Raw genomic sequence first — 26,958 nt, 5'->3', positions numbered from 1 at the left:
AGGCCGGCATGTCGTTGCTGCGACGCGTGATCGGTGGGGTGCTCCGTCGCATCCGCCTGCGCCAGGGCCGCACGCTGCGCGAGGTCGCCCAGGCCGCCGGCGTCTCCCTGCCCTATCTCTCCGAGGTCGAACGCGGGCGTAAGGAGGCCTCCTCCGAGGTGCTGGCCGCGATCTGCCGCGCGCTCGGGATCCACCTCGCCGACCTGCTCGAAGAGGCCCGCGACGAGCTGCGCCGGGAGCGCCCGGCCCCGGTCGGCCCCGGTATCTCGGCGGCCCGGTTCGACCGGGTGCCGTCCGCCCGCACCGGGCCACAGCTGCGGGTCGGCCCGCCCCGGCTGTCCGTCACGCGCCGCCCGGCCGTGTCACCCCGGCCGCCCGTGACCCGCCGGCCCGCCGTCTCGCTCCGGCCGCACGTCGCACGCCGCCCGGTCACCGCCACGCCATTGCTCGGCGGCATGCTGCGGCCGGTGGACCTCGGGCCGGCGCCGCTCGGTCCGGCGTTCGACGCCGCCACGCCGATCGGGTTCGCCGGCGGCATCCGGATCTGGCCGGCTCCCTCCGCCCCGGCCGTCCGCCCTCGTCCGCGTACCTCCGTCACGCTGGCCCGGCGGCGGGCCCGCGCCGGCCGGCGGCGGCCGGTCTCCGCGTAGCTTCTGCCCAGGGCGAATCTGCCCCGGGCAGAAAGCCTGGGCCGCGCGGGTGCGCCCGGCGGACGCTGGAGACCGCCGGGTTCCCGGGCGGTCCCCCGCCCACCGGCGGTAGGAGGTGGGCGGCGATGGGTGGCATCTGGATGCTCGACGAGGGGCAGCCGGCGTTCGGCGACCGGGTCTTCGAACGGCTGCTGAAGGAGCGGATCATCTTCCTCGGCACCGAGGTCACCGACGCGTCGGCCAACCAGATCTGCGCGCAGATCCTGCTCCTCGCGGCCGAGGACGCCGAGCGCGACATCTTCCTCTACATCAACTCGCCGGGCGGCTCGGTGAGCGCCGGCATGGCCGTCTACGACACCATGCGGTACGTCAAGAACGACGTGGCGACGCTGGCGCTGGGGATGGCCGGGTCGATGGGGCAGTTCCTGCTCTGTGCCGGGGCCGCAGGGAAGCGGTTCGCGCTGCCGCACTCGCGGATCATGATGCACCAGCCCTCCGGCGGAATGGGCGGCACCGCCGCGGACATCACCATCCAGGCCGAGAACATGCTGCACGTGAAGCGCACCATGCAGGAGCTGATCGCCCAGCACAGCGGGCGGACGCTGGAGGAGATCCAGCGCGACTGGGACCGCGACCGCTGGTTCACCGCCGAGCAGGCCCGCGAGTACGGCCTCGTCGACCAGGTGCTCACCCGCGTCGACCAGCTCGCGGCGTGAGCGGGCGCGGCCCGGCCGGTCCCGCACCGGCCGGGCCGCCCTCGCGGTCAGGGGTAGCTGATCACCGTGCTGGTGCCGTACGAGCCGACGACCGGGGTGCCGATCTCGTTGATCGTGCGCTCGATGCCGCCGCTGCCGTCCAGGAACACGGTGATCGCGTCGTGGAACCGCACCCCGGCCCGGCGCGGCGCCTCGATCCCCCGGTCGCAGCGGATGTCCACGCCCTGGTTGAAGTACGAGTAGACGCCGAGCCCCCACGCCTCGTGCGTGCGGACGTGGTCGGCCACCTTGTACGAGGCCCAGCCGTTGCCGGTCGGGCTGCGCCAGGCCGCCTGGCTCGGCGGGTCGTAGGGCAGCTCGCTCTGGTAGAACACGGTCCGGCCGCGCTCGCCGTTCCAGATCGTCTGCCAGCGCTGGTAGTGCTCGACGAACAGCCCGTACGCGGTCACGTCGTCGCCGTTGACGATCACGCCGGTGGCGGCGGTGTTCACGGTCCAGCCGATCGTGCCGGCCCGGCCGTGGTCGCCGCGCCAGGCCCAGATGTTGTCGACGAGCGTGTGCCGGCTGTTGACCACCAGGCTGGTCACCGCCCGCCCGGCGTACGGGCCGCCGATGCGGAAGAAGACGTCCTGGAGCGAGATCGGGTTCGTGGCGTGCGACCGGTGGCAGTGCCGCGTGCCGACCTCGACCAGCACCGGCGACTCGACCGGCCCGGCGTCCACGAGCACCCCGGCGATGCGGACCCCGTCCACGTCCTCGATCCGCAGCGCCGCGTCCCCGCGGTCCGGCACGAGGCTGGGCATGCCGAGGCCGAGCACGACGGTGTCCGGACGCCGCACCCGCAGGGCCCGGTCCAGGTGGTAGACGCCGGGGGTGAGCAGCAGATGCCGGCCCCGGGCCAGTTCGGTGTTGATCCGCTTCGCCGAGTCGGTGGGCCGGGCGAGGAAGAACGCGGACAGCGGCAGCGACGGCACCGGCGCGCCGCCGGTGGCCCAGGTGGTGCCGGCGGTGTCGCGGCGCAGGCGCGGTACGGCCACCCGCCAGGCGCCCCGGGCGTCGACGAACAGGTACGGCTTCTCCCGGGTGACCGGGCTGGTCGGCAGCGTGGTGTACGGCGGGTCGGGGAAGCCCTGCGCGGGCGCGCCGATCACGCCGGAGAAGACCTGGTTCCACACGCCGTTGGTCCACTCGCCGCCGAGTTCGCTGTCCCGGGTGAGCCACTGCTGCTGGGAACCGTTGATGGTGATGCCGTCCACCTTGGAGTCGGCGATGTAGCCGCCGCTGGAGTAGCCGCCGTTGCCGGGTTCCAGCCACAGCACGCCCTTGACGTGCACCCTCCGCATCGGTGACGCCTGCGAGACGGCCCACTGGTTCGACCAGTCGGTCGGGGTGACCGCGAGGTTCTCCGCCGAGCGCCAGAAGTTGGTGAGCGCGGAGATGCCTGCGGGCGAGTTCGGGTCCGGCTGCCCGACCACCCGGACCGCGCCGTGGATCTCCACGTCGTCCGGGTGGGCGCCGAGACCGGCGACTGTCGTGTAGTAGCCGAGCCGGGCGTCCACCTCGTAGCGGCCGGGCTTGAACAGCACGGCGTACCTGTCGAAGCCCATCTCGTTGCGTTCCTGGGCGGTGAACAGCCGGTCCAGCGTGGACTGGATCTCCTCGACCGGCGTGCTCGGGTCGTACACGAAGACGTTGGGGCCGAAGTCGGGCTCGCGGGCGGGGCGCGCGGCCGGTGCCGCGGCCGCGGCGCCGGCCGGGAGGCCGAGGGCGGTGAGCGAGGCCGCGGAGGCGGTGAGCGTGAGGAAACGGCGGCGGGAGGGGTCGGGTGATCGCATCTGCCTGCCTGTTCGGTGATGGGACGGGAGAGCGCTCTCTCGGCTGTTCCTACCTCATCACCGTCGATACCGCCAGAGCCCGCCGGTTCCGGAACCGGCGGGCTCTGCTGCGGGCTGCGCTCAGGAACGCTCGGCGCGCTGCTTCACCAGGTCGTCGACGAGCTTCTCGACGTAGTCGGCGGTCTCCTCCCAGCGGGTGACCGCGACGCAGCGGATGCCCATCGCCTTGACCGGGTAGTCGTTGCCACCCACGTCCAGGCGGTCACCCACGAAAAGCACGTTGTCGATCTTCAGGTCCAGGTGTTCCAGCAGCTTCCGCATGCCGTACGCCTTGTCCACGCCCTTGCGGGTGACGTCGATCGAGGTCGAGCCGCCGCCACGCACCTCCAGGTCGGGCAGCTTCGCCGCGACCGCGTCCCGCAGCCGCCGCTTCTTGTCCCCGTCCGGATCCCAGCCGTACTTCTCGGCCGGCGGGGCGGACTGCCCCAGCGCGGAGAAGGTGATCTGGCTGCCCCGGTCCTCGATGATGTCGCCCCAGGTCTTCGCCTCCCACAGACCCAGCGCCTGCGCCGACTCGGTGAGCGCGGCGACGACACGGGCCTTGTCGGCCTCGGTCAGATCCTCCGCGTAGACCTGCCACCAGTCCCCGTCGGACCAGCGGTAGTAGCGGGTGCCGCAGGTCGGCATCAGGTGCAGCCGGTCGCGCTGCTCCTCGGTGAGGTCGAGGTGGGCGAGCACCTGCGACTGGAACTGCTCGAACCGGCCACCGGAGATGACCAGTACGTCCACCTCGGTGAGCAGGTGGCCGAGCAACTCCGCCATCCGACGATCGATCTGGGACTTGGAAATCGCCAGGGTGTCGTCGAGATCGAACGCCACCACTCGAAGATCGTTCACGAATACCTCATGTCGTCGCGGACAGGACAGGACCTGCCAGGGTACCGACGAGTCCTGGCGCCGGCCTGAGGGCCCGGCCGGGTGACGCGTCCCCTCGACGGAGGGTAACCCGGCGGGCCTCCGGGCGGCCCCCGCTTCCCGCCCTCCGCGCCGGCACTCCCCCGTTGACGGGATCGGTACGCACGTGGTGGAGAACCCGTCGATGTGGAGGGCCGCCGACGGCGACTGGCACCTCATGTACTCGGGCAACAACTGGGACAGCGCCCGCTACGCCACCGGTATCGCCGGCGTCCTGACCCGCCCGTCCACCGGCTTTCTCGTGTCGTAGTCGGCGTGCCTGCCGACACGACTGCTCACCATGCGCTTCGACATGGTCACGCTCGGTTGAACTGCTTCACGGAAAATTGCATTTGGCAAGAGCTGGCACCGAAATTTTCTCGATGCGATGCATCTGCTTGTCAGGTACCCGACAGTGAAATGCCCACTCTTGTGCTAGCTGTCCGCCGGGAGGATGCTCGAACCGTCGAACGGTGATGCGCCGCCTCACACAGAGGGCGGCGCCCGGCTGCCACCGGACGCCGCATTCGACTCCACCGCTGCAACGGAAGGAGTCACGTTGACTGTAATCCCTCACGGGTCAGACTTCGAGACACCAGAGGACGAGGACCAAACCGTTGCCGAGCCGACCGACCGGCACCGGCTCGTCCTGGCGTACATCAAGACGCTCAGTCCGATCATCGCCGCCGTCGTCGCCTGCATCGGGACGCTGGTGGCAGCGCTGGTCCGCTGACCCGCCGGCCCCGCGCTCCGGCTCCGGCCGGACGCGGGGCCGTCCCGTACCCGAAGGTCTGGCACACTGCGGCGATGCCGACGTTTGATCGACTCTTCGCCGAACATGTCGGCACCGGCCTGGCCCGCCAGATGGCGCTGGCCGACCTGCTCGGCGAGCGTGACTGGCAACTCGACCTGACCGACGGCACAGCGACGTTCGGGAACGACCTGCGGTACCACATCCAACTCCTCGGCACCGAGAGCCACGACGACGGCACCTGGCTGTGGGCCTGGGCCAACGAGGCCAGCAACCTCCCGCCGGCGTTACTGCATCTGGCCGGCTGGCTTCGCGAGTACGGGCACCGTCAAGGGGTCGCCGAACTCACCGAACCCACATTCCCGCTCCAACGCGCCGACGGCCACCGTCTCGCCCTGCTGGCATCCGGCCTGACCGGCCGCTGCTACTACCGCGGGCCGTACGACGGCGGCGCGGTCTTCTTCCACCTCGACGACGCCCCGCCACGGATCACCGCGCCGGTCCGGCCGGAGCGGGCGCTGACCGTCCTGACCCAGGTCCTCCAGTCCTTCCCGGTGGAACACCGCGTCGCCGTCGAGTCGTTCCTGCACCAGCAGGGGTGGCGGCTGGATCGGGCGCCGATGTCGGTGACGGCGCAGGATCGGGGCGGGTCGGTCCTGCGTGTCGACTTCGACGCGATGGGTCGGGTCAGCAACATGTCGGGAACGGTCAGCCCGTAGGCGGGATCTGGTGCCCCCGGCAGGATTCGAACCTGCGACACACGGTTTAGGAAACCGATGCTCTATCCCCTGAGCTACGAGGGCGCGAGTGCCCAGTCTAGCGGCCTGCCGGTTCACCCGGGGTGGCAGGGAGTGGCCCACGTTCACCCACGTCGTCGCCCTGGTCAGGGCCGACCGATGACCACACCCCGAGCACACGGACCCCGGCAGCGACCCGGCCCGTTGACCCGCCGTGGCATCCGGTGGCACCGGTTGCCCCACGGTGGCATCCGCTCTCGAGCACACACCGCGCACATCATCGAAGGTCCGGAGTCGGGTCTCGGGTCGCCCGCCGATAGACGTTGCTCGGCGCGGACAAGGACGTCGGCGCCGGGGTTGTTGAGGCGCTGGCCGGTTCTGGCGGAGATCGGTTACGGTAACGTCGCTTTGCGTCAATGCAGCCGTCGTGTCCGTATGGGGTTGTGAAGGGACGGGCGTCATGATCGATCCGCAGCGGGTAGACGATGCGAAGCGGGCACTGGGTGCAAGGCTTGCCGCCTGGCGCAACGTGCGTGGGCTGACCCAGTTGGCATTGGCGAGGCGGGTGCCGGTTTCCCGGACCACGATCGCGGGCGTCGAGCGCGGGCAGCAATGCCCGGACCGGATCTTCTGGCAGCGCTGTGAAGCGGCCCTAGCCGCTGGTGGAGAGTTGCTGGCCGACTACGACGACTATCGGCGCCTGAAGCAGCAGCTTGATCAGGAGAAAGTCGAAGCGGCACAACGCATGCGGTGGGGCGAAGTCGAGGACCGCTCACTACCGGCTGGCACTCACGGTGTCCCGGTGACGGATCCGGCACGGGAGTCGTTGCGCGACCTCGCCGCCACGGATCTGACGGCCGGTGGTCCGAACGGCCTGACGGCACCACTCGCGCGGGTCGCCGGTGCCGCGGTGGCAGGTGAGACGGACTTTCACGATGGTGACGCGGTTACGCTTGCGGTCATGTCCGATGGGCAGGCGATGTCATTGCGGGTAAGCCGGAGGGCTCTGCTGGAACTGGCCGCTGGCCTCACCGCCGTGCCGGTTGTCACCACCACAGGCGTTTCTCACCCACGGTCCGTCGACCCTGCCGTTGTCGATCACTTCGCGGAGCTTCGCGCGCTCCTCGTACAAGCGGACGACCTGCTGGGTGGCCTCACCATCCTGTCGACCGTCGAACAGCAGATCGCGCTGATCGCCGCCCTGCGTCGGCAGACACGTGGACAGCTTCGTAACCGGCTTCTCAGCACCGAGGCACGGTGGAGCGAGTTCGCGGGTTGGCTCAGCGACGATCTCGGCGACCGGGCCGCGGGCGACCGCTGGCTGGACCGCGCGGGAAGCATGGCGCAGGAAGCCGACGATCAGGAGTTCTGGGCGTACGTCCTGACCCGTAAGGCACAGCGGATGGTGGGAACCGGGGACGAGGACTGTGTCGTCGGGCTGGCCCGTGCCGCTTCCCGCCTGCCCGACACGCCCCCGCTCCTGCACGCCTTCGCCGCCATCCAGCAGGCGCACGGCAGCGCCATCGCGCAGGACGCCTCCGCTTTCCAGGCCGCGGTCGAGCGTGCCCACACACTCGTGGCGACCGCCAGGCCGCCGAGCGGGGGAAGCAGTGCCCTCGGTTCGTTCTGCACCCGGCCGTACCTTGCGGCGCAGGAGGGCGAGGGATGGCTCCGCCTCAACCAACCGCGTCGGGCCATCGACAGCTTCACCAACGCCGTCAACACGTGGCCCGACCGCTACCGACGCGAACGGGGCGTGTACCTCTCCCGCACGGCGCACGCCTACCTGGCGGCTTCGGAACCAGGCCAGGCCGCCACCGTCGCGGCTGAAGCGTTGACCACGGCTACCACGACGGGCTCGGTTCGGGTCCGCCGAAACGTCACCACCCTGGCCCGGCGACTCGAACCCTTCTCCAGCCAGCCGGAAGTGCGACAGCTCCTCGACCAGCTGGCCACCAGCGGATGAGTCACCAACTACCCGATCAGGTCCGTACGCCGCATGTCGCCTTCGTCGGCCGCGCCAACATCGACATCACCGTGCGGATCCCCCAACGGCCCGTCGCTGGCCGGACGACGTTCGCCTCGTCACCCGCGACGACCACACCGGGCGGCAAGAGCCTCAACCAGGCTTTGGCCGCACGACAAGCGGGCGTCCGCGCCAGCCTGATCACCAACGTCGGCGACGACGAATGGGGCGCCTCCCTGAGCCGAGCCCTCACCAACGCGGCCATCGACATGTCCTTCCTTCAAGTCGTGCCATCGGCTCCGACCGGTACCGCGATCATCGAGATCACCCCCGACGGCGAGAACTACATCGTCCTCGCACACTCCACAGAGACTGAGCTCGCCAGCGAGCATGTGCGCAACGCACTTCAGCAGCTACGAGCTCCGATCGTGGTAACCCAGCTCGATCTCCAGCCCGATGCCGTTGACGCCGTCTTCCGGCATCACCACGCAGAGACGCTCATCGGCAACCTCGTGCCACATCCCTCGCTCGGTCTGACCGCCCTGGCCCCACTCGACCTGTTCGTTTCGAACGAGGCCGAAGCGGCAGCGATACTGGGCCGCCACCATGCCAATCCGTCGATCGCAGCGCAGGAACTCCGCAAGCTGGGCCCACGAGCGGTGGTGGTGACCGCTGGCGCTCGCGGCGCCGCCTACAGCGATGCCGACCACACCGCACTCGTCCCCGCATCACACGTCAAGGCCATCAACACCAGCGGGGCCGGTGACGCCTTCCTCGGCACCCTCGCCGCACGACTCGCTCACAACGTGCCGCTACCCCACGCAGTCGCCAAAGGCGTCGCCGCCGCAACAACCTTCGTGCAGGTCGACAGACGCTAGGCGACTAGGTCGGGACGACGGTGACATCGCTGGCCTTCATGGTTGCCAGACGCCCGCACTGATCCGAGTCTCCACAAGATCGCGAGGGACGATCGGTTCGAACTCGAGTGCGTATCCGACAAGGCCTCTGGCAGCGGCATGCCTGGCACACCGACTGCGGTCAGCAGAACGGCCAGCCTCCCAGGGTCCTGCTCGAAGAGGATGTCGCTGAAGGCATCGAGGCTTCCGCTCGGGTTGCGTGACAGAGCAGCTGCGAGAACTCGTAGACGAAGCCGGCAAAGTCGACGAGCGACGCTCCGTCGATTACGAGCACGGGGGTTTACAACGATGCCGCAAGGGGTCTCGCCGGCAAGAGGGCCTCCAAGGCAGGATAATGCAGCGCTGCGCGCGGCCACGACTACAACGGACAGACGGAATGGACTTTCCCCAGCAGCCGTGTCGCCAATGGCCGCCGCCGCGAGATGGTCAGCCCTGCCTACTTTCTATACCCGGCGGTGACTGCTCCTGCTCTACCCGCGGGAAGAATTGGTGCCATTCAAGTCCAACATCTGCCCGAATGCGTTAAGAGCCGAGCGGCTAGTCACATCATTAGCAGGCGCTCGCATTCGCCATTCGGATACTTGATCAGCAGGCTTCGGCCATCGCCGCGCTTTAGGACATCTTGCACTAGATCATATACTTGAATTGCGCGGTTGATGGTGTCCGTTCTGGTATCTCCCGACTTCCGGACGGCACTATCGAGCGCCAACATTGACCTTTGAGTAAAATTGACGGTTACACGGGTTAGCGGCCCGCTGCTCCCACTCGCACCTCCAGACGCAACTGCCGGAGGGGTGATGCCGCCATCGGACTCACGCCGTTTCGGAACGCCGCCATTGCCCGCTTCAACAGACCCCTTCGCTGGCATATATATCCCCTTCTCCCATGCCCGGTACTCTTTATCGCTGCTGACAGTTCCCAGGAAAATTTAAGACACTTCGCGTTACCAATGGGCGCCCGTCAACAGACTCACGGGTTCAGGGCTGCTAGTCAACCGTCCCTCCAAGCTGGAACATCGCACACCATGTGCGACGGGTCTTGCGATGCACGTTGAGACCATGACAATGGGCCTAGGAGTCTCGTCCTACGACCCATGTCGGTCAGTCTTTATGCACAGCGACCGCACCCGATCCAACACGCAGGAAGGAAGTGAAGCTTGTTCGCTTGCACGATTGGGGTTATGCAGTGAACCAGGGGCGTTGCCCGTCCCAGCAGATTGACCAAGAGCTCAACCTGGCCGATCACACTGACCCCATCGAGTCCGAACCGTCGGACAAGGCACGCGTCTGGGCGCATCACCGAACAGAAAGATCAACGGAAGGGAATTTCTTCGCAACCTGGTGGCGATTCGCCATTGAGATAAAGTTTCTGCCTTCGAAGCGAACGGCTCGACACGCCCTAACCCTATCCGGGCTACTGGTAGCCGCAATCGCCGCAGCGGTTACATGGGTTGCCGCTTCGGTGAATGAAATTCCCGACGCCATTTCCGTGCCTACACCGATACTGGTCCCGTTGATCCTTCTAGCAGTTAGGGCAATCGTGACGAAAGGTCGGCGATAACTGGCCCGACTGCACACTTCGGACGCCAAGGCCAGGATCGACCGAAGCGGTTCAACCATCACGCACCAGCACTTTACTTGGGGCCGGACGATGTGTCCGGCCCCGCCAGCGCTTCACGACCATTGGGCACTAGCCCCCTCTGTGAGGAGTCTGCTGTGTCTTGAACTTGCAAGCGCCGCGCGACTGGGCGCATCGACCTCTGTTGGCGGTACCGCAGATGGTGGTACGGGTTCGACCGGGCGTGGCCACTGCTCGCCTGGCGGCACGGGGGCACGGCCGAAGATGGCTTCCGCGGCTGCTTGGGCGAGGACGGCCTGGGTTGTGGCGGGTATCCCGATCCGGTTCCAGTGGAAGATCACGTGCTCTGCGATCACGGCGCGTAGCCCACGGGTGAGTTTTCCTGTGTCGCGTAGGTGGCGGAGGGCTGTGCCGGCGTTCTCGAAGGCGGTCTGCCAGTCGCTGGTGGTGCGGGTGGTGCCGAGTTGCAGGTGACGGACCTTGCCGGTGAAGGCTTCCCAGGTGGCGGGGTCGGCGGCGGGGGGCCAGGTGCGGTGTTCCAGGCGGTGTCGGGCGACTCGCGCCCATACGTCGCCTTGTTCGTTGAGGTCGAGTCCGGTGGCGCGCATGAGTGCCGTGCACAGGATGAGGGAGCGTTCCCGTCGGTCTGCCGGCTGATGGTGAAGGTAGGTGAGGAGGTGGCGGCTGTCGTGGTGGAACAGGGTGTGTGCGGTGTCCATCGCGTCGGGGCCGCCGAAGGCGTGGATCTCGGGTTCGTAGATGTCGCTGGTCCAGGCGCGCGTTCCGGTGAGCAGGTCGTGTACCGGGCCGGGGTCGGTGTCGGGCGTGGTGGGCAGGTAGCGGATGCGCCACGGTCCTTTGCGGATGAACCACCAGGAGGTGATGAGGCCGGCGGTCTCGGCGGCGGGTAGGACGCGGTGGAGGTGGGGTATCGCGTGTTGTTCGCGTTCGTGGCGGCTCTGGCCAGGGTAGGTGATGTTCACCTGTTGCCAGGGGGTCTCCTTCATGGCGGGCCTTTCGTCAGCTGAGTAGGAGGCAGGCGTCCCACGAGGTTGAGGTTGTGGAGGCTGCGGCCAGGGCGTGACCGGCTGTGCCGTCAAGTAGTCCGGTGGGTTCGTCCGCGGCGGGGGTGGCGTGCCGGTGGAGGCGGGTCAGTGGGGCGAGGGGTGTCGGGGTGAGTGCGTCGGCGGCGATGCGCCGGCCGGTGGCGAGGAGGCCGGCGGTGCCGTGGCAGAGGCTGCGGTCGGTGAGACGGCGGATCTGTGCGGGGTCGTTCACGCAGGTGGTGAACGCCGTCTCGGCGAGGAGCTGCCGGGTGGTGTCGTGCAGGGCGAGGGCGGCCAGTTGTTGGGCGCGGGCGATGCCGGGGGTGCCGTAGCACCAGGAGGGGCGTAGTGGGTGTTGTTGTGCGGGTGCGCCGTGGTGCAGGTCGTCGAGGGTGAGGGTCTGCGGCCACCAGATGGTGCCGGCGGTGTGCTGCTGCCAGGTGTCCAGCCATCGGCATATCCGCAGGATCGCCTCGGTGTGTCCGTCGACGGTGATGCCGGCGCGCTGGGTGAGGGCGAGTAGCGCGAGTGGGCCGGTGATGCCGTGGGCGATCCCGTGGTTGGCGTGGCCTCCTGGTGGTGGTGGCTGGTGTCGGTCGGGTCCGTTCGCGCACCACCAGCCGGGGAGGTCGTTGACCGGTTCGGTGAGCCGGACCAGGTAGGTGAGTACCTGGCGGAGCAGGTCGTGGTCGCCGAGGCGGTGCAGGGCGACGCCGAGGCCGGTCAGGCCGCGGATGAGGTCGTACTCGGCGTAGTGGGGCCGCTGGTGGGAATCGATGCGGCGGTGGGCGGCGCGCAATCGTCGGCGGGTGACCGTGACGGTCCCGGTGGCGGCGATCGCTCGTGCCCGGGTGAGGCCCGGTTGGTTGGGGGTGGCGAGGACGAAGGCGAGTGCGGGTGCGCCGTAGAAGAGGCTGGCGCCCGCGGCGATGCTGACGCCGTTGGCGGTGGCGGCCCGCAGTGCCGCGTGGGCGGCGGGCCGGTTGCCGGTTTCCAGGTGTAGAAGGGCGACGCCGGCCGCCCCTTCGGCGAGGGACTGTGCTGCGGTCATGACGTCGCCTGGCGGGTGCGGGCGACGGCGCGGGCCAGGCGGAGGCAGTGCCGTTCGGAGGCGGGGTCGACGCCGATCATGCGGGCGTGGTGCAGGTGCAGAAGGTCGGCCAGTACCTGGTCGAGGTCCAGGTTGTCGGCGTGGGCCAGTGTCCGGTAGGTGGCCAGTGCCTTGTCCAGGTCGTCGTCGCGGTAGGGGATGCGGGCGAGGTCGAGCTGGACGGGTTCGAGTCGGGGGCCGCTGTGGTGGGGGACGTGTTCGGCGAGCCAACGGGGTCCGTCGCCGGTGAAGGCGTCCGCGATGGTAATCATCGTGGCGGCGGTGGTGGCCTGGCGGTCACCGGTCAGCCGCTGCAGGGTGGCGCGGGAGTCAGCGGCGAAGACCGCTTCGGCGGCGGTGAGGGTGGGGCCGGTGCCGTGGCGGGTCTCGGGCCGGTAGGTGTGCAGGCTGTAGTCGTGCAGGACGCGGTTGTGCTCCAGTTGTTGCGCCCAGTCGGCGAGGCCTGCGGCGGTTGCCGCGAAGGTGGTGTCCTGGAGTGGGATGCGTAGCCGCAGGTGGGGCTCAGGGTTCGGGTACCGGAGGAACCACCAGCCCGCCGCCGGGAGGTTGCCGGTCCGGTGGGCGAGGTCGGTGAGGATGTCGTCGAGCCGGCCGTACAGGCGGGCCTCCAGCCACGGTGACTGGCCGGGTCGATGCTGTTGTGCGGTCGCGGCCCGCGCTGGTCGGCTCGGGTGGGTGGCCGGACGGGTGTGCGCGAGGGTGAGGAGGAGTTCGGCGGGTCGGCCGCCGATCCAGCCGGCCGGGCCGGGAGCCTCGGTGAGGGTGGTGCGGGCGTGCCGGTCGAGGTGCCGGCGCAGTACTGCCAGGTGGGTGTTGTCGTTCAGGTCCAGACGTACCTGCACGTCGTCGGCGCCGACCAGGACCTCGTCCGGGAGCCGGTGCTGTTCACGGTATCGCTGCCAGGCGTCGCGCCAGTGGGACCATGCCAGGGTGCGGGCGGGGAGCGCGGTCCGGTCGATGGTCCAGCGGGCGGGGTGCACGATGCTGCGTCCGCGTCGCAGGCGTGGCAGGAACGGCAGGCTACGCGCGTGCCCCCAGTCGAATCGGCTGCACGGAGCCGTCCACGCCGTCCAGATCTCGGTCAGGAACCGCATCAGGGGCTGCTGGAGGTCGGGTAGCAGCACGCTGTTGAGCAGCAGCGGCTCGACCGGTCGCCCGGAGGTCCGCGACACCAGCCACAGCCGCTGGCCGTCGCCGGTCACCGCGAGGTCCGCGAGCGTCCACGGCGGGTCCGGGTGGAAGTCGCCGACGGGCAGGACGGGCAGCACCGCAGGTGTCCGGGCGACCGCGGCCAAGCGGGCATCCAGCGGCGGGCCGGACAGTTGCACCGTGTCCGCGCCGGGCAGGGCGGTCGGCAGGTTCCGGTAGACGTGCTGGAACGACGCCAGCTCGGCGGGAGAAAGCAGGTGCAGGAACCGGCCGGCGGCGACCCCGGCGTGGCGGGCTCCGCTGACCACCGTCAACGTGAACGCGCCTCGGTCCAGGTCCTGTGGGGTCGCGGCGGCGAGGGTGAACCGTAGTTCGGTGTGTGGGATCGGCGGCCGGTCGTCATCTCCTCGTAGGCGGCCTGTCAGCTCGTCGTCGAGGATCACCTCCGTACAGTCGTTCAGCGCCGACTGCTGGGCGAGCTGCGCGAGGAGCCGGTCGCGGGCGGTGAACACCGCAGGTACACGCCGGGTGGAACCCCGGTATCCGGCGGGAAAGCCCAGAACGTTCAGGACGTCGCGTAACGGCACGGCCGCGCCCGGGCCCCACCGCTGAATGAACGCGCCGTGGTATTCCGCCCATCCCGGCAGGGGCGCTGCCACCGCCACCAGCGTCGACGCGGCACGGGCCGCCTCGTGGAGCACCGCCGGTGGCAGCGTCACCGAGGCGTCGACACGCAGGTCGACCGCGACCCGGTCGCCGGGATCGGGCATCGGGACGTGACGGGCCAGGTGGGAGGCCGGGTCGGTGACAGTCGTCGCCGGCCGCAGCGCCGACAGCAGGACACCCGCCTGGACGAGCGACGCCAACATCCGTTCGGCCGCCCCGGTAGCGGCGGGCAGCGGCCCGGCGACCCGGGCGGCGAGGTCACCGAACATGACCGGGGAACGCGCCGCGCGGATCGCCGCCCGCACCGGCCTGGTCAGACGGATCTCTATGTCCCACCTGCGGTCGCCGTCGCCGCGCAGGCAGGGCAGCACCCACACCTCGCCGCGCTGGTACCCCACCGAGTTCGTCACCACCGCGACGTCGCGCAGCGCCGCCAGGTCCTGCTCGGTGCGCCCGGTGTGCTCGGCGACGAACGTCCCGTCAGGGCGGGTCACCACCTGATGCGCCTCGCCCCACCGAACCGATGCGCGGGCGCCGAACTCGACCGGAGCCACCCCGGCGAAGGTGCCGAACGGTGTCGCCCGGGTGGTCCACCTCAGCAGGTACCGGACCGTCGAGTCGACCATGCGCCCGAACCGGCGGTCGGTGGTCGGCGCACTGGCCACGGTCCGGGTGATCTGTTCGGCCAACTGGGGTGTGGCAGCGGCGACGGCGGTGGCGAATCCCGGCAGCGCCCACACTGCGGCCAGCCACTGCCGCCACTGCTCGGGCTGATCCGTCGTCAGGTCGGGCCACGCGGGCAGGGTCAGACCGCTGGGGTAGGCGGCAACTCTGATCAGCGCCGCACCGGCCGTGGGGAACATGAACGCACCCTCGAAGACGGGGGCCCGGCGCTGGAGACGCCGGGCCCGGGGTGGATCGTCAGGGACGGTTACTTGCTGCCGCCGGAACAGGCGTTCGAGCCCGTGTTGCCCGAGCCGCAGCCGTCGTCGGTGCTGGTGGCGTACCCGCTGGCAGCGGGGCCGGCGTCCACCAGGGTGATGTCCAGGTCGAACTCCTCGAGTTCCATGGTCTCCACTCGCGTGTTCCTTCCTATGCGGAGGTGAAGGTGAGGACGAGGCGACTGTGTCGCTTGTCCAGCACCGTCCCGGCCGGCAGGGCGCCGTCGGGAGTACCTGCGGGTAGGACGTGCAGCACCGGAGAGGGCTCGCCAGCGTCCACCCACGCGCGCATGTGCCCGGCCATCCGTCCCGCCGCCGCGGCGGCGTCGGGCCCGTGAGCGCAGGCGCCGAGGTCGAACGTGTCGTCGGTCCAGCGCAGCGTCGACCGGTAGGAGAACGTCCCCTCGTGCAGGGCGGCGGGCGTACCGAACCGCCAGGCAGGGGCGACGATGCCGGCGTCGACGGCCTCCTGCTGCGCCGAGAGCACCACGAACTGGTCGACCTCATCGGCGAGGCGGGCCGCCAGCCACAGGTCCAGGTCGGCCAGGACGCTACGAGGCGGCAGGCCCACCCCTGCCCATGCCTGCTCCTGCGGCTGCGACAGCAGCCCACCGACCGATTCCGGGTCGACCTGCTGGCCCTCATCCAGCCGCAGGTGGACACCGGCGGCGATGTCGACATACCGCATCTCGTGGGCTCCGGTGCCCCGCATCGCCACGAACCCGCAGAGGCGCTGGCTGTGGCTGACCAGCCGGTCACCGACCCGGCGCAGCGCCCACGACCGGGTCATCCCGAACGTCCGTAGCGGCACCACCAGCACGCCGTCCTCGGCGAGCTGCGCGATCCACGCCGCGGGGATGTCCCACGCCCCGGCCGTCACGATGATCAGGTCGTAGCAGCGCCCCAGGTCGATCGGCTGCTCCGCGTCCGCGCACACCACGCTGACATCGCCGTAACCTGCCACCGCCAGACACGCCACCGCCCGCTCGGTCACCTCCGGGTCGATGTCCACGGTCGTGACCGAACCCGACGGCCCGACCAGCTCGCGCAGCAGCGACGCGTTGTAGCCGCCCGATCCGATCTCCAGCACGTGCCGGCCGTGCAGGCCACCGGTGAGGGCGTCAGCCGCCTGCCCGAGCATCTCCGCGATCAGCCACGGCGCGGACACCGAACTGACGGTCTCATCACCGAGCCGCTTGGTGACGACCGCGGTGTCGCTGCGGTACGCCTCCTCCATCGGGACACCCGGCGTGTACAGCTCGCGGGGAACCACCCGCAGTGCCGCCTCGACCTCGGGCCGCATCGTCAGCCCCTTGGCCGCATGGTCAGCGACCAGCTGGTCGACCATCGCGTCACGGAGGTCGTCGCTGCTCATCGTGTCGACGCTCATGTGCGCGTCACTCTCCTGTTCGTCAGGACCGCCGCCGTTGCGGACGGCCCGCACTTTCCGTTATCCGCCAAGGACGAACACGGCCTCAGACGCCCGAGGACTGTTCCCCTGCTGGGCAGGACGCAGGCCGAACTCACCGGGTGCCCAACCGGCAAGGCGACGCAAGGCGGCCCGGGTTCGATCAAGCCGCAGTCAACGTGAGGTCCGAGCCGTCCCGGCCACCAGCGGTCCCGGATTCCTCGGCAGCGGCGAGAAACTGCGGTACAGGGTCACACGGATCAACTCCCCTCGGGTTGGGCGGTGCCGGGGACCCCTGAGCGGCGGGCGCCGAGCGGTCATGTCCACCACTCAACGCCGGTCTGACCGTGTCGAACACCCTCGACACGGGATTTCGACACGGTCAGACCGGCCCCAGCGCCTCTCGGGGGCCGACTACGACAGGCGGGCGGACAGCCTGTGGAGTTCGTCGAGGATCACGTTCCAGCGGAAGGGCTGATCGTCGTGAGCTGGTCGCAGCGCCTCGGTGGCGGTGAGGCGTACGCCGTGGTCGGCGAGGAGCCGCAGGTGGGCGTCGAACGCGGGGTGGCGGGCGAGGGTGGGTTTGACGTACGGGGAGACGATGATCGGCATGCCTGCGCCGAGAGCTTCGTTGAGGATGCCGAGGGCCAGACTGTCGTTGATGCCGGTGGCCCACTTGTTGATGGTGTTGAACGTCGCCGGAACGACCGCGACGGCATCGGCGCGTGGCAGGACGCTCGGTTCGTCAGGATGCCGCTGCCGGTAGCTGACGGGCCTGCCCGTAACGGCGGCCAGCCGATCGTTGGGAAGCCAGGTGTGCGCGGTTTCGGTCGCGATGACGTACACATCCCAGCCGTCGCGCCGCACCGCCTCGACCAGCTCGACGATGCGGCGGGCCGGTGGCGCGGCACAGACCACCAGGTAGAGCAGACGGGCATTCGCGGATCCGGACGTCACGCGGCGATTCCGGCGCGTTCGGCGAGTGCCCGCAGGCCGGGGGTGACGGCGCGCCGCTCACGGGTGAGCAGGTCGCCGATCAGATGGCGCGTCCGGCCGTGCACGTGCACCGTCTGCGGCGCGATGCGTTCGGCTTCGAGCAGGTGCAGCACGGCTGCGGGATCGTTGCCGGGCGAGCAGGCGTAGGCGGCGGCGAGGTCGAGGTGGACCCGGGCGCGGCGGCTCACCAGGGCCGCCGGCAGCGACGAGGTGTCGAGCTGTTCTCCAAGGTGGATCGCCAGCTGAGGCTGGTCCGTTCGGGCGGCGATGCTGATGCGGTGGATCATCACGTTCGTCGGACCGAACCCGGTCCACAGGTCGTTACGATCGGCGCCGAGCCGCCGGGCCAGGGCGTTCGCGTCGTCGAGGTGCCGCTCGACAGCGGCGGGCTGGGCCTGCCGGGCGGCGATCAGCGCCGCGAGCAGAGTCAACGCCCCGTGGGCCGACAGGACACGCGGACCCGTCGACGCGGAGTCCCTCGTGTCCGTCACACCATCGAGAGCGGCCAGCACCACCTCCTCGGCATCGCCGACGCGGTCCGGCATCGCCAGCAGCGCAGTACCCACCGAGAACGCCGCCGCAGCGACGAGCGCAACATCCTCGGCCTGCTCGGCGGCGACACGAGCGGCACGGTCCGCCGCCACCCAGGCAAGGCTGGGATCGCCGAGTTTCACGGTGAGTTTGGCGGCGGCGAGATTCGCCGCCGCCAGCGACCCGACGGCCAGGGCGCGCTGCGTGCCGGTGCAGGTCCGGGTCAACAGGTTCGCCTGCTCGAACGTGTCGGGCAACGCCCGGACCGCCTCGGCATAGTTGCCACGCTGGTAAAGGCTATGGAGATGGGCCACCCGCTGACGGACCTCCGAAAGCGTGAGAGGCTCGACCGGCTGTTTCGGTGCGGCAGGTGCGAGCAGGTGCCGGCGCAGCTCGGCCAGCAGTCGCGACCTGGCATCGTGGTCGGCTTCCTCGCCACGGCCTGCTACCGCGTTGACGACTGAGACCTGCCCGGTTCGTGTGGTGCGGCCCGCCTCCGGGCGCTCGCCGTGGAACCGGTCCGGCGGGCGTCGATTGTCGCCGACTTCGCCGTACCTTTCGCCTGTGGCCTCGCCGGCTGCCATCACCGCCTCGGGTACCGCTCCCCACCGCGCCCGCTGTGCCGCCTCGGCCTGCTGTGCCTGGAACCGGGACTGGAGGTGTCGGTAGGCGTCGTAGGCGGCGAGTAGCTCGCCCTGGGCGTCCAGCAGGGTGTCGCACTGCAGCCAGAAGATCCGGTCCACGACCTGCCGGCCCCGCTCGACCATTCCCAGGGTGCTGCGCGTCGTGTGCACCTGGCGTGCGAGGGCTTCCTGAATGAGTCCCCTCGACCTACGCAGGGCGGCGAGCTTACGGCCGAGATCGTCCCTGGCCTGTTGAAGATCCTGGCGATCAATCATGGGCTCGCCTTTCCGTTCGCATCGGCCTGCGTCGAGCCGACTGTTGCGGCGCCCCGACGCACGGCGATTCGACGTTAGCGGATCGCACGCGACCTGGGCGTGGAGCTGGTGCGAATGGCGTGCTGGCCTGGCAGAGAGGGCGCCTGTGTCGAAAACCGGGGGAGCGGGGTTGGCACCTCGAACGTCAGCCACGATCACGGCGGAACACACTTCAGCCATCCCCACTCCCGGCCCAACGGGCACGGCAACCTCAGCCTGCCGCCGTCACCGACAGACACCCCGGACACGATGTGCGAGTTCGGTGGGCATCGGCCCTCTTCGACGAGCGCGGAAGAGCGTGCGGTGATGCCCATAAAGGGCGCGCGGCGCCAGCCCTGCCGCAAGGGCTTTCGGCGGTTCAGTAGCCCCACCGGTGCCGGACGCGGGTTTCGCGTACCGGGATTTCGGGGTGGGGACTTCGGGTTCGTCGCCTACGCCGACACCGCCCAGGACGTCCTGGTCCGCGTTGTCGGTGGCGACACCGACCCGGGAGCCCAGACCGCCCCCCTCGCACGCGCCCGCGAGTTGTGGTGGCTCTCCCGCGCCGTACGGGCCAAGTACACCGCCATCTCCCGCGCCGTGCCGCTGCTGCTCGCCGGGTACGCCGGCGCCGCCACCACCGCAGCCCTGGCGATCTGGGCCCGGTGACCACGATGACCGCGACCACCACCCTCGTCGTGCAGGACCCCGTCGACGCCTACGAACTGTTCGCCCACGCCCGCACCGTGCTCAGGCTGCCCCTGGACGGCCGATGGCACCTGGTCGACCACGGCCGCGTCCACATGCTGCAAACCCTGCCCGGACAGGGCGCACCGGCCCTGGCCAGCGTGCACCTCCCCGTCGACGGCAGCCGGCACCCCGGCGAGCCCCACGCCGGCATCCCCGGCGGCTACGCCCTGCTCGCCTTCACCACCGACGGCGGCGACACCAACAGGACCCAGCGCCGGCACCGCGACCTCGCCGGCCAGGCTAGTGCGTGGCTGACCCACCGACGGCTTCGCTGGACCTGGTCACACGCCGACGGGCCCTTCACGACCAACCACGCCGATCTTGCGACCAGGGGCCAAATAGTTGATCTTTTTGGGGGTCTGCGCGGTCCCTGATCGCTGCCACGGTGGTTGACCGCTGTGAGTCGATCTCCTCTGAGCATCGGCGAGCTGGTCGAGCACTGGACCCTTGTCCCTGCTGAGCTGGACCTGGTTGCGTCCAAGCATGGCGAGATACGGCCGGGTTCGCGCTGTTGCGGAGGTTCTACGACCGGTACGGCCGCTTCCCGCGAGGTTGGGCAGATCTGCGCCCGGAGGCGATGGACTTCGCCTCTCGCCAGGTCAAGGCGGAGCCGGGTTACTTGGCGTTCTACGGAGACCAGGGCCAGCGGATCCATCACACCCCCAATCGGCTAGATCAACCCGACAACGCACCCAGAATCCAATCCACGGATTCAGGCTAAGGTCCGGTCCGGCAGCGGAACAGGGGCGCAGGACCTGCGGCAGGGTGGGGCGAGCGCCCCACCCTGCCGTTGAACTCAGCCGATCTGCAGGGTCACGTCGTCCAGCACGAAGCTGGTCTGCAGGTAGGCGTCCTCGGTGCCGGTGAAGGTCAGCGTGACCGTCTGGCCGGCGTACGCGCCGAGGTTGACGGTGCGCTGCGTGTAGCCCGTGGCAGCGTTCATGTTGGACAGCGACGCCACGGTGGTGCCGTTGGCCTTGATCGTGAACACGTCGTAGGCGAGCGCCCAGTACTCGCTCGTGTCGATGTGCAGCCAGTAGGTCAGTACCGCACTGGTGCAGCCCGACGGGATGGTGACGGTCTGGCTGATGGCCTCGGTCGCGGTGTAGCCGTTTCCGCCGAGCCACGCGTACCGGGTGCCGCTGCGCGGCACCTGCCCGATAGAGGTGCCGATCACGCCGGTGGAGCCGGTCCACGGCGAGGTGCCGCTTTCGAAACCGCCGTTGAGGATCAGCTGGGCGGCGGTGCAGCCGCCCGGCCCGCCGGTCACGGTCAGCGTGTACGTGGTGCTGTGCGACACCGAACCCGCGCCGGTGATGGTGATGGTGTAGGTGCCGCCGGCCACCGACGAGCCGACCGCGATGGTGGCGGTCGACGAGCTGCCGGAGGTGACCGACGACGGGCTGAACGAGACCGTTACGCCCGTGGGGGCGCCGCTGGCGGTCAGGGTAACCGTCTGGGCGCTGCCCGAGGTGGTGGCGGTGCCGACGGTGGTCGTGGTGCTGGACCCCGCGTTCACGGTGCCCGACGCGGGGCTGGCCGAGATCGAGAAGTCGTTGGTCGGCGTCGAGGTGCCGACCGCCCGGTTCCACAGCGTGTAGGCGATGCCGTCGGCAGCCCGGTTCAGCGCGGTGGCGTCGATGTTGCTGAGGGTGTCGCACGAGGAGTGGTAGCAGGAGTCGTAGGACTGACCGGCCGTGCCGCCCCACTTCGACGCCTGGGCCGACGTCTTGGTGGCGCTGGCGCCCATCGCGTAACCGGAGGTCGGGATGCCCGCGTTCTGGAACGAGTAGTCGTCGGAACGGCCCTGGCCCTCGACGTTCTCCTCCGGCTGCAGGCTGAGGGAGTCCCAGTACGCCTTCATCGGCTGCGACGCGGTCGAGGTGATGTTGTTGATGAAGTAGCCGCCGTTCTTCGACGCGATCATGTCGAAGTTGTAGTAGGCCTTGATCGCCGTTCGCTGGGTACTGGTCAGCGAGTTGACGTAGAACTTGGAGCCGTTGAGGCCCTGTTCCTCGTCGGTCCACCAGCCGAAGCGGACCTTGTTCAGCATGGTCGGGTTCTGCGCGGCCAGCGCGAGGGCGACCTCGAGCAGCGCCGCCGAGCCGGAGCCGTTGTCGTTCATGCCCGGACCGGCCGAGACGCCGTCCAGGTGGGCGCCGAACATGTAGACGTTGCTCGCGTTACCGCCCGGCCACTCGGCGATCAGGTTCGGGCCTGCACCGCTGGTGCAGCCGGAGGTGCAGGGCTGCTCGGTGACGGTGAAGCCGGCGGCCTGCAGCTTGCCCTTGACGTACGCCACCGACTGCAGGTAGCCCTGGCCGGTCGAGCGGCGGGTGCCGCCGTTGTTGGTGGCGATGGTGCTGAGCTGTGTCAGGTGCGCCTGCACGTTGGCGACGTCGATGTCCGGCGCGGTGCCACCGGGGGTGCCGCCGTTGACCGTGAGCGTGTACTGCGCGGTGTGGGTGATCGAACCGGTGCCGGTCACGGTGATGGTGTACGTGCCCGCAGCCGCACTGGAGGTGGTCGCCACCGTCATCGTGGAGCTGTTGCCCGACGTCACCGACGTCGGGCTGAACGACACGGTGACCCCCGACGGGGCACCCGAGGAGGTCAGCGACACGGTCTGCGCGCTGCCGGAGACGGTCGCGGTGTTGACCGTCGCGGTGACCGAGGAGCCCGCGTTGACGCTGCCCGAGGTGGGGCTGATCGACATCGAGAAGTCGGTGCTGGTCGCGGTGCAGGTCGGGTCGCCGGTCTGGGCCGGGACCGCGACCGCGTTCCACGCGTCCTTGGTCCGGTTGAACAGGACGCACGAGGAGTCCAGGTTCTTCGCGGCGGTCAGGGTCGCGGTGCGGTACTTCTTGTGGGTCATGCCGGAGGTCTTCAGCAGCATGCCGCCGTAGAAGATCTTTCCGGCGGACTGGATGCCCACGCCGGTGACCGACGACGGGCCGCCCGAGCAGATGGGGCTGTTCGGCTTGCCGCCGCCCGGCGCGCTGCCCTCGGCGAGCAGGTAGAACCAGTGGTTGAGCGGACCGGCGGCCGCGTGTACCTCGGTGTTCGGGATCGACGAGGAGTAGCAGTTCGGGTGGCCGCCGACCAGCGAGGGGTTGTACATGTTGCGGATCGGGCCGCTGCCGACGAGGTCGATCTCCTCACCGACCAGGTAGTCGGGTTCGTCGTAGGCGCTGGACTGGTTGGCGTATGCCTCGGTCAGGGCGCCGAAGATGTCGCCGGTGGCTTCGCCGAGGCCGGCTTCGGAGCTGGTGCCGCCGGGGGTGTTCTGGTCGAGGCCGTGGCCGAACTCGTGGCCGACCACGTCCATCGAGGAGATCCAGTTGCCTGCCGAGTTCTTGCCGATCGTGATCGTGGAGCCGTCCCAGTAGGCGTTCTGCTCGTTCAGGCCGACCTTGATCGGCCAGCTGCCGCCGTTGCCGTTGTGCCCGTTGCGGCCCAGCCAGGCCGACAGCATGTCCCATTCCTTCTGCGCCGAGTACAGTGCGTCGACGCAGCCGGTCTCCTTGCTGGTGCCCACCCCGTTGCCCCAGCTGTCGTCCGCGCCGGAGAAGACGGTACTGGTGCTGTAGTCCTGGCAGTTCAGGCCGGTGCGCGTGGTGTCGCGCAGGTAGTACGTGCTGCCCGACTGCGACGTGGTGATCGACAACGGGCTGGGCCCGTTCCACTTGCCGGTGCCGGAACCGGCCGCGGCGTCCTCCTGCTTGGCCAGCACCTGGCCGGTGCGCGCGTCCACGAAGACATGCAGGTGGCTGGGCGCCGAGGCGGTGCGCCCGGCGACGACGACCTCCCACGCGAGGCGGGCGGTGCTGTCCTTGACGTGCACCACCAGGGTGCGCGACTCGACCCGGTCGACCTTCGCGAGCAGGCTCTTGGCGGTCTGCTCGGCACGGTCGACGGCGACCGTCGGCACCACCGACACGTTGATCTTCGTCTTGGTGGCGGCCGAGATCGCCCGGATCGCGCCCTTGCCGTCGGCGAGCACGGCGGCGTCGCCGCCGACCACCGGCAGGCCCCGGTAGGTGCGTGTGTAGGCGATGGAGAACAGCCCGTCGACCCACGGGATCACCATGCGCCGGTCGTACTGCTCGAAGGGGCCTTTCGCCAGCGCGTCGTGACCGCCGTCGGCGGCCCGGTCGGCCGCGGAGATCGCCAGCGACAGCGGGCTCTGCGCAACCGTGGGTGTAGGGGGCGGGGTGGCTGCGGTCGACTGGGTGGCCACCCCGGTCACGGTGCCCAGGGTAAGCGCAACCGCGACAGCGGCCGCCATGGCAGTTCTTCGATACATCGCAATCCTCCCGCCGAGATGGGTTGAGGGGTGTGGCAGCAGGGCCCGTGTTGATGGGATCTCCGGCAACCGGTGACAGCTCGGCTTTGGCGATGACACTAGGAACGGCGGAGGCTGGCCGAAATCAGGGCAACCCCTTGCTCTGGTGCGCGAAGGACCGTCGGGCGCACTATGATCCGGTGCCAGATTCTGCGACGGCAGTGAATGCGCATCAGGGGGCCACCGGCACCATGCTGCCGGTGGTACCGGGCGTCGTGCGCGGCGCCCGTCGGGTGGTGCTGTTCGGTCCGCCCGGGATCGGCAAGACCGCTGCGGCCGGTGTACTCGGGCAGCAGCTGGGCATGCCTGTCCTAAGGCTGGCTCCGAGCCCACAGGACGCCCAGGTCCCCTACACCGGACTGCTCGAACTCGCACTGGCCCTCCAACCGCTGCCGGCCGCGCGGGAACTCGCGACCGGAATCGACAAGGCCGTCGGAGTGCCGGGCTCTGCCGATCCCGCCGGGACCGCTCTACGGCTGCGCCGGTTGACCGCCACCCTGCTGCTGGACACCCCGCCTCTGACACTGGTGGTGGACAACGCCCAGTGGCTGGATACGGCCAGCGCGGCCGTCTTGCGTTGGGCACTGCGCCTGGCTCCCGACCTTCCCGTCATAGCCGCAGAGCGAATCTGGCGCCCGGGGAGCGAAGGCCACTGGTGCGGCGAGGACCCCTGTGCGGTACGCATCCCGGCGCTGACACCCGATCAGGTCGCAACCCTGCTGTCGCCGTACCGGCTAACCCCCTACGAGGTCACGCAGACCCACATCCGCAGCGGAGGGAACCCGGCCCTAGCCCTCGCATTCGCCGGGGCCCGCAGCCGCGCCACCGACCTGCCGGCCGCTCAGGGTCTCGTAGACGACCTGGTCCTGCCGCTGGCCGCCCGCCGACTGGTGAACGAATGGCTGGGCACTGTGTCGGCCGAAGTTCAGGAACTGTTGACGGTCGCCGCACTCGACGACCGGCCCGACCGCGAACTGCTGAGCCGCCTCGCCGGCCCGCCCGCCGAAAACCTTCTCGCAGAGGCCGAGGCAGCCGGACTGATCAACATCGGGCAGGTCGACGGGAAGATCCGGTTCGCCGCCGCCGCGATCGGTGCCGAACTCGCGGCCCGACCGCCGGTCGCCACACGCAGGCTCCTGCACGCCCGCCTGGCCGAAGCCAGCCGCGACAGCATCCGCCGCGACCGTCACACCACGCTGGCGGCCGACACCAACGACCCGCAGTCGGCCGACTGCGCCGACCGCGCCGCCGCCCGCGCCCGGCTGCGCGGAGAACCCGCACTAGCGGCCGAGCTCTCCCTGCTCGCCGCCGAACGTACCCCGGAGACCGACGCCGACCTGCTCACCGAACGGGCGCTGACCGCCGTACGCGACGCCGCCCACAACGGCGACCTGCCCCGCGGCCAGGCTGCCGTCCGCCTCGTCCTGCACCACGACAGCAGCCCCGCCAACCGCGTCAACGCCCTCATCTCCCTGATCGACTCAGGCGGACAGCACCTGTACAACGGCGACAAGCTGTTCGCCGACGCACTTCACGAAGCGGCCGGACATCCGGACCTGACCGCGCAGATCCTCGTCCGCCAGGCGATCTGGGCCAACGTCAACGGCGATCCCGACCGGGCGTGCGCCCAGGCTGCCCGGGCCGCCAGCCTCGCCCGGAGCGCTGGCGACACCGCCACCACCGCCATGGCCCTCACGATGCAGGCCCGCATCCAACGCATCCTCGGCCGCCCCCAAGCCGAGACCACGCTCGGCCACGCCCTGTCCCTGCCACGCAGCACTCACATCCCCGTCAACGCCAGGCCCGAACAGCTCTCCGCCCGGCACGCCATCTTCGACGACCGTCTGGACGAAGCCCGCAGCGCACTGCTGCCTCTGCTCGTCGAAGCCGAGCGGACCGGAGACGCCGAAGCCACCGTGGATGTCCTGCGCAGCCTCGCCGAAGTCGAGATCCGCGCCGGACGGTGCGGACTGGCCCTCGACTACGCCGGCCGCGCCCTGTCGCTTACCGACAGAGCCGCCTTGGACCCCGCCCCAACGTGCTACACCTCCGCCCTGGTCGAGGGCACCGCCTCGTGCACCGACTCCGCCCTCGCTCACGCACGCCGCGGGGCGGACACCTCCCGCCGGGAGGACAACAAAGTCTTCCTCTCCCGAAACCTCTTCGTCCTCGGACATCTTCTCCTGGTCACCGGGCGTCCGAAAGAAGCCCTGGAGGCGCTGGAAGAGGTCCGTACGCTTGAGAAGCGCCAGCAGGTCCGCGACCCGTCCGTCCTGCGCTGGCACGCCGACCTCGCCCAAGCCCTCATCTCCCTCGGCTACCTCGACCAAGCCCGCAAACTGCTGACCGATACCCGTCGCACCGCGACTGATCTAGATAGAAGCTGCGTCCTCCCCGTGCTCGACCGCTCCCAGGCACTCCTGGAAGCCACCCTGGGCAACTACGATGCGGCCGCCGACCTCCTCACCGCAGCAGCCGACCACCTCCGCCACCTGCCCATCGAACACGGTCGAACCCTCCTGGCCCTCAGCCACACCGAACGACGCGGACGCCGACGCGCCAGCGCCCGCACCGCGGCGCAGAGCGCCGCCGACCTCTTCAGCACGCACCAGGCACACCCCTGGATCGAAGCCGCCACCCGCACCCTCCACCAACTGGAGCCCGTCCCCGCGCACAGCAGTACGCTCCCCTGCCTCACCTCCGCCGAACAGCGCTGCGTCGAGCTCGCCGCCAGCGGAGCGACCAACCGCGACATCGCCACCGCCCTCACCATCAGTGTCAAAACAGTCGAAGCAAACCTCACCCGCGTCTACCGGAAGCTCGGCATCCACTCACGCGTCCAACTCGCGCACCTTGCAGCCCTGACGGCAGCGCCGGCAGAAGCCCTGCAGCCCGGCCTGGCGCATCAGCCTGGCAACGCGTTTGCGCCCACTTCCGACTCCGGTGCCCAGGCGTAACTCGGCGTGCGGCGTAAAGGAGCGGGTTGGGCGAGGA

20 protein-coding genes, 1 tRNA gene and 1 pseudogene are annotated in these 26,958 nt (G+C 69.7%); 10 read left to right on the top strand and 12 right to left on the bottom strand.

Going from position 1 to position 26,958, the window contains the following annotated elements; all coding sequences use genetic code 11:
• The first annotated feature begins 8 nt into the window (after positions 1 to 8).
• Together V6U82_RS06365 and V6U82_RS06360 are read left to right on the top strand one after the other, a co-directional pair.
• A complete protein-coding gene (locus V6U82_RS06365) occupies positions 9 to 650 on the top strand; it encodes a helix-turn-helix domain-containing protein (RefSeq protein WP_334459805.1) in 642 nt (213 codons plus the stop codon).
• A gap of 125 nt (positions 651 to 775) precedes the next feature.
• Positions 776 to 1,366 (top strand): ATP-dependent Clp protease proteolytic subunit, encoded by a 591-nt coding sequence (locus V6U82_RS06360; protein WP_013283850.1) that lies wholly within the window; start codon positions 776 to 778, stop codon positions 1,364 to 1,366.
• Between the two features lie 47 nt (positions 1,367 to 1,413).
• Here V6U82_RS06360 and V6U82_RS06355 read toward each other — a convergent pair whose 3' ends face one another.
• Both V6U82_RS06355 and V6U82_RS06350 read right to left on the bottom strand, forming a co-directional pair.
• On the bottom strand, positions 1,414 to 3,201 hold the full coding sequence (locus V6U82_RS06355) for an adenylyl cyclase (RefSeq protein ID WP_334459803.1): 1,788 nt from the start codon (positions 3,199 to 3,201) through the stop codon (positions 1,414 to 1,416).
• A gap of 120 nt (positions 3,202 to 3,321) precedes the next feature.
• Positions 3,322 to 4,098 (bottom strand): HAD-IIB family hydrolase, encoded by a 777-nt coding sequence (locus V6U82_RS06350; protein ID WP_334459802.1) that lies wholly within the window; start codon positions 4,096 to 4,098, stop codon positions 3,322 to 3,324.
• 202 nt (positions 4,099 to 4,300) lie between these two features.
• Here V6U82_RS06350 and V6U82_RS06345 point away from each other — a divergent pair, with 202 nt between their 5' ends.
• The 3 genes from V6U82_RS06345 (at position 4,301) to V6U82_RS06335 (ending at position 5,625) form a co-directional block, all read left to right on the top strand.
• Positions 4,301 to 4,426, top strand: a complete 126-nt coding sequence (locus V6U82_RS06345; protein ID WP_334459800.1) for a hypothetical protein — start codon at positions 4,301 to 4,303, stop codon at positions 4,424 to 4,426.
• Positions 4,427 to 4,714: 288 nt separating this feature from the next.
• A complete protein-coding gene (locus tag V6U82_RS06340; protein ID WP_334459799.1) occupies positions 4,715 to 4,888 on the top strand; it encodes a hypothetical protein in 174 nt (57 codons plus the stop codon).
• Positions 4,889 to 4,962: 74 nt separating this feature from the next.
• Complete coding sequence (locus tag V6U82_RS06335; protein ID WP_334459798.1) at positions 4,963 to 5,625, top strand: DUF6882 domain-containing protein; 663 nt, start codon at positions 4,963 to 4,965, stop codon at positions 5,623 to 5,625.
• An 8-nt stretch (positions 5,626 to 5,633) separates the two neighbouring features.
• Here the strand turns inward: V6U82_RS06335 and V6U82_RS06330 are convergent.
• A tRNA-Arg gene (locus V6U82_RS06330) sits at positions 5,634 to 5,709 on the bottom strand.
• Between the two features lie 394 nt (positions 5,710 to 6,103).
• Between V6U82_RS06330 and V6U82_RS06325 the strand changes: the two genes are divergently transcribed.
• Positions 6,104 to 7,609 carry a helix-turn-helix transcriptional regulator gene (locus V6U82_RS06325; protein WP_046569661.1) on the top strand — a complete coding sequence of 502 codons (1,506 nt, stop codon included), beginning with the start codon at positions 6,104 to 6,106 and terminating at the stop codon, positions 7,607 to 7,609.
• A complete protein-coding gene (locus V6U82_RS06320; RefSeq protein ID WP_051611164.1) occupies positions 7,606 to 8,487 on the top strand; it encodes a PfkB family carbohydrate kinase in 882 nt (293 codons plus the stop codon). The genes V6U82_RS06325 and V6U82_RS06320 overlap by 4 nt, the downstream gene beginning before the upstream one ends.
• 1,712 nt (positions 8,488 to 10,199) lie before the next feature.
• Here V6U82_RS06320 and V6U82_RS06315 read toward each other — a convergent pair.
• The 7 genes from V6U82_RS06315 to V6U82_RS06285 form a co-directional block, all read right to left on the bottom strand.
• Entirely contained in the window at positions 10,200 to 11,111 is a 912-nt protein-coding gene (locus V6U82_RS06315) for a thiopeptide-type bacteriocin biosynthesis protein (RefSeq protein WP_069089169.1), read from the bottom strand.
• Positions 11,112 to 11,124: 13 nt separating this feature from the next.
• Positions 11,125 to 12,201, bottom strand: coding sequence for a lanthionine synthetase C family protein (locus tag V6U82_RS06310; RefSeq protein WP_334459793.1), 1,077 nt, complete (start codon positions 12,199 to 12,201; stop codon positions 11,125 to 11,127).
• The gene (locus tag V6U82_RS06305; RefSeq protein ID WP_334459792.1) at positions 12,198 to 14,939 is read right to left on the bottom strand and encodes a lantibiotic dehydratase; all 2,742 of its coding nucleotides are present in this window, start codon (positions 14,937 to 14,939) and stop codon (positions 12,198 to 12,200) included. Before V6U82_RS06305 ends, V6U82_RS06310 begins: the two co-directional genes overlap by 4 nt.
• Before the next feature lie 68 nt (positions 14,940 to 15,007).
• Positions 15,008 to 15,145, bottom strand: coding sequence for an FxLD family lanthipeptide (locus V6U82_RS06300; protein WP_082159628.1), 138 nt, complete (start codon positions 15,143 to 15,145; stop codon positions 15,008 to 15,010).
• A gap of 23 nt (positions 15,146 to 15,168) precedes the next feature.
• Positions 15,169 to 16,407 (bottom strand): methyltransferase, FxLD system, encoded by a 1,239-nt coding sequence (fxlM, locus tag V6U82_RS06295; protein ID WP_043330488.1) that lies wholly within the window; start codon positions 16,405 to 16,407, stop codon positions 15,169 to 15,171.
• Between the two features lie 432 nt (positions 16,408 to 16,839).
• Positions 16,840 to 17,382 (bottom strand): flavoprotein, encoded by a 543-nt coding sequence (locus V6U82_RS06290; protein WP_046569670.1) that lies wholly within the window; start codon positions 17,380 to 17,382, stop codon positions 16,840 to 16,842.
• On the bottom strand, positions 17,379 to 18,851 hold the full coding sequence (locus V6U82_RS06285; RefSeq protein ID WP_051611166.1) for a helix-turn-helix transcriptional regulator: 1,473 nt from the start codon (positions 18,849 to 18,851) through the stop codon (positions 17,379 to 17,381). Before V6U82_RS06285 ends, V6U82_RS06290 begins: the two co-directional genes overlap by 4 nt.
• Before the next feature lie 345 nt (positions 18,852 to 19,196).
• Between V6U82_RS06285 and V6U82_RS06280 the strand changes: the two genes are divergently transcribed.
• Together V6U82_RS06280 and V6U82_RS06275 are read left to right on the top strand one after the other, a co-directional pair.
• A complete protein-coding gene (locus V6U82_RS06280; protein WP_128136123.1) occupies positions 19,197 to 19,538 on the top strand; it encodes a hypothetical protein in 342 nt (113 codons plus the stop codon).
• A 5-nt stretch (positions 19,539 to 19,543) separates the two neighbouring features.
• Positions 19,544 to 19,993 carry a hypothetical protein gene (locus tag V6U82_RS06275; protein WP_124778772.1) on the top strand — a complete coding sequence of 150 codons (450 nt, stop codon included), beginning with the start codon at positions 19,544 to 19,546 and terminating at the stop codon, positions 19,991 to 19,993.
• A gap of 422 nt (positions 19,994 to 20,415) precedes the next feature.
• On the opposite strand, the gene V6U82_RS06270 is transcribed toward V6U82_RS06275, so the two are convergent.
• On the bottom strand, positions 20,416 to 23,907 hold the full coding sequence (locus V6U82_RS06270) for a M28 family peptidase (RefSeq protein ID WP_442933428.1): 3,492 nt from the start codon (positions 23,905 to 23,907) through the stop codon (positions 20,416 to 20,418).
• Positions 23,908 to 23,978: 71 nt separating this feature from the next.
• On the opposite strand from V6U82_RS06270, the pseudogene V6U82_RS06265 reads away from it, so the two are divergent.
• Positions 23,979 to 26,810: pseudogene (locus V6U82_RS06265) on the top strand (LuxR C-terminal-related transcriptional regulator); the annotation flags it as partial.
• On the opposite strand, the gene V6U82_RS31545 reads toward V6U82_RS06265, so the two are convergent.
• The gene (locus V6U82_RS31545) at positions 26,796 to 26,915 is read right to left on the bottom strand and encodes an IS3 family transposase (protein ID WP_223201434.1); all 120 of its coding nucleotides are present in this window, start codon (positions 26,913 to 26,915) and stop codon (positions 26,796 to 26,798) included. The pseudogene V6U82_RS06265 and the gene V6U82_RS31545 overlap by 15 nt on opposite strands.
• Positions 26,916 to 26,958 lie beyond the last annotated feature (43 nt).

The sequence above is a fragment of the Micromonospora sp. CPCC 205554 genome (genome assembly GCF_036902745.1).
GTDB classification, from domain to species: domain Bacteria; phylum Actinomycetota; class Actinomycetes; order Mycobacteriales; family Micromonosporaceae; genus Micromonospora; species Micromonospora tulbaghiae.
This window is presented reverse-complemented; position numbering and strand designations above follow the sequence as displayed.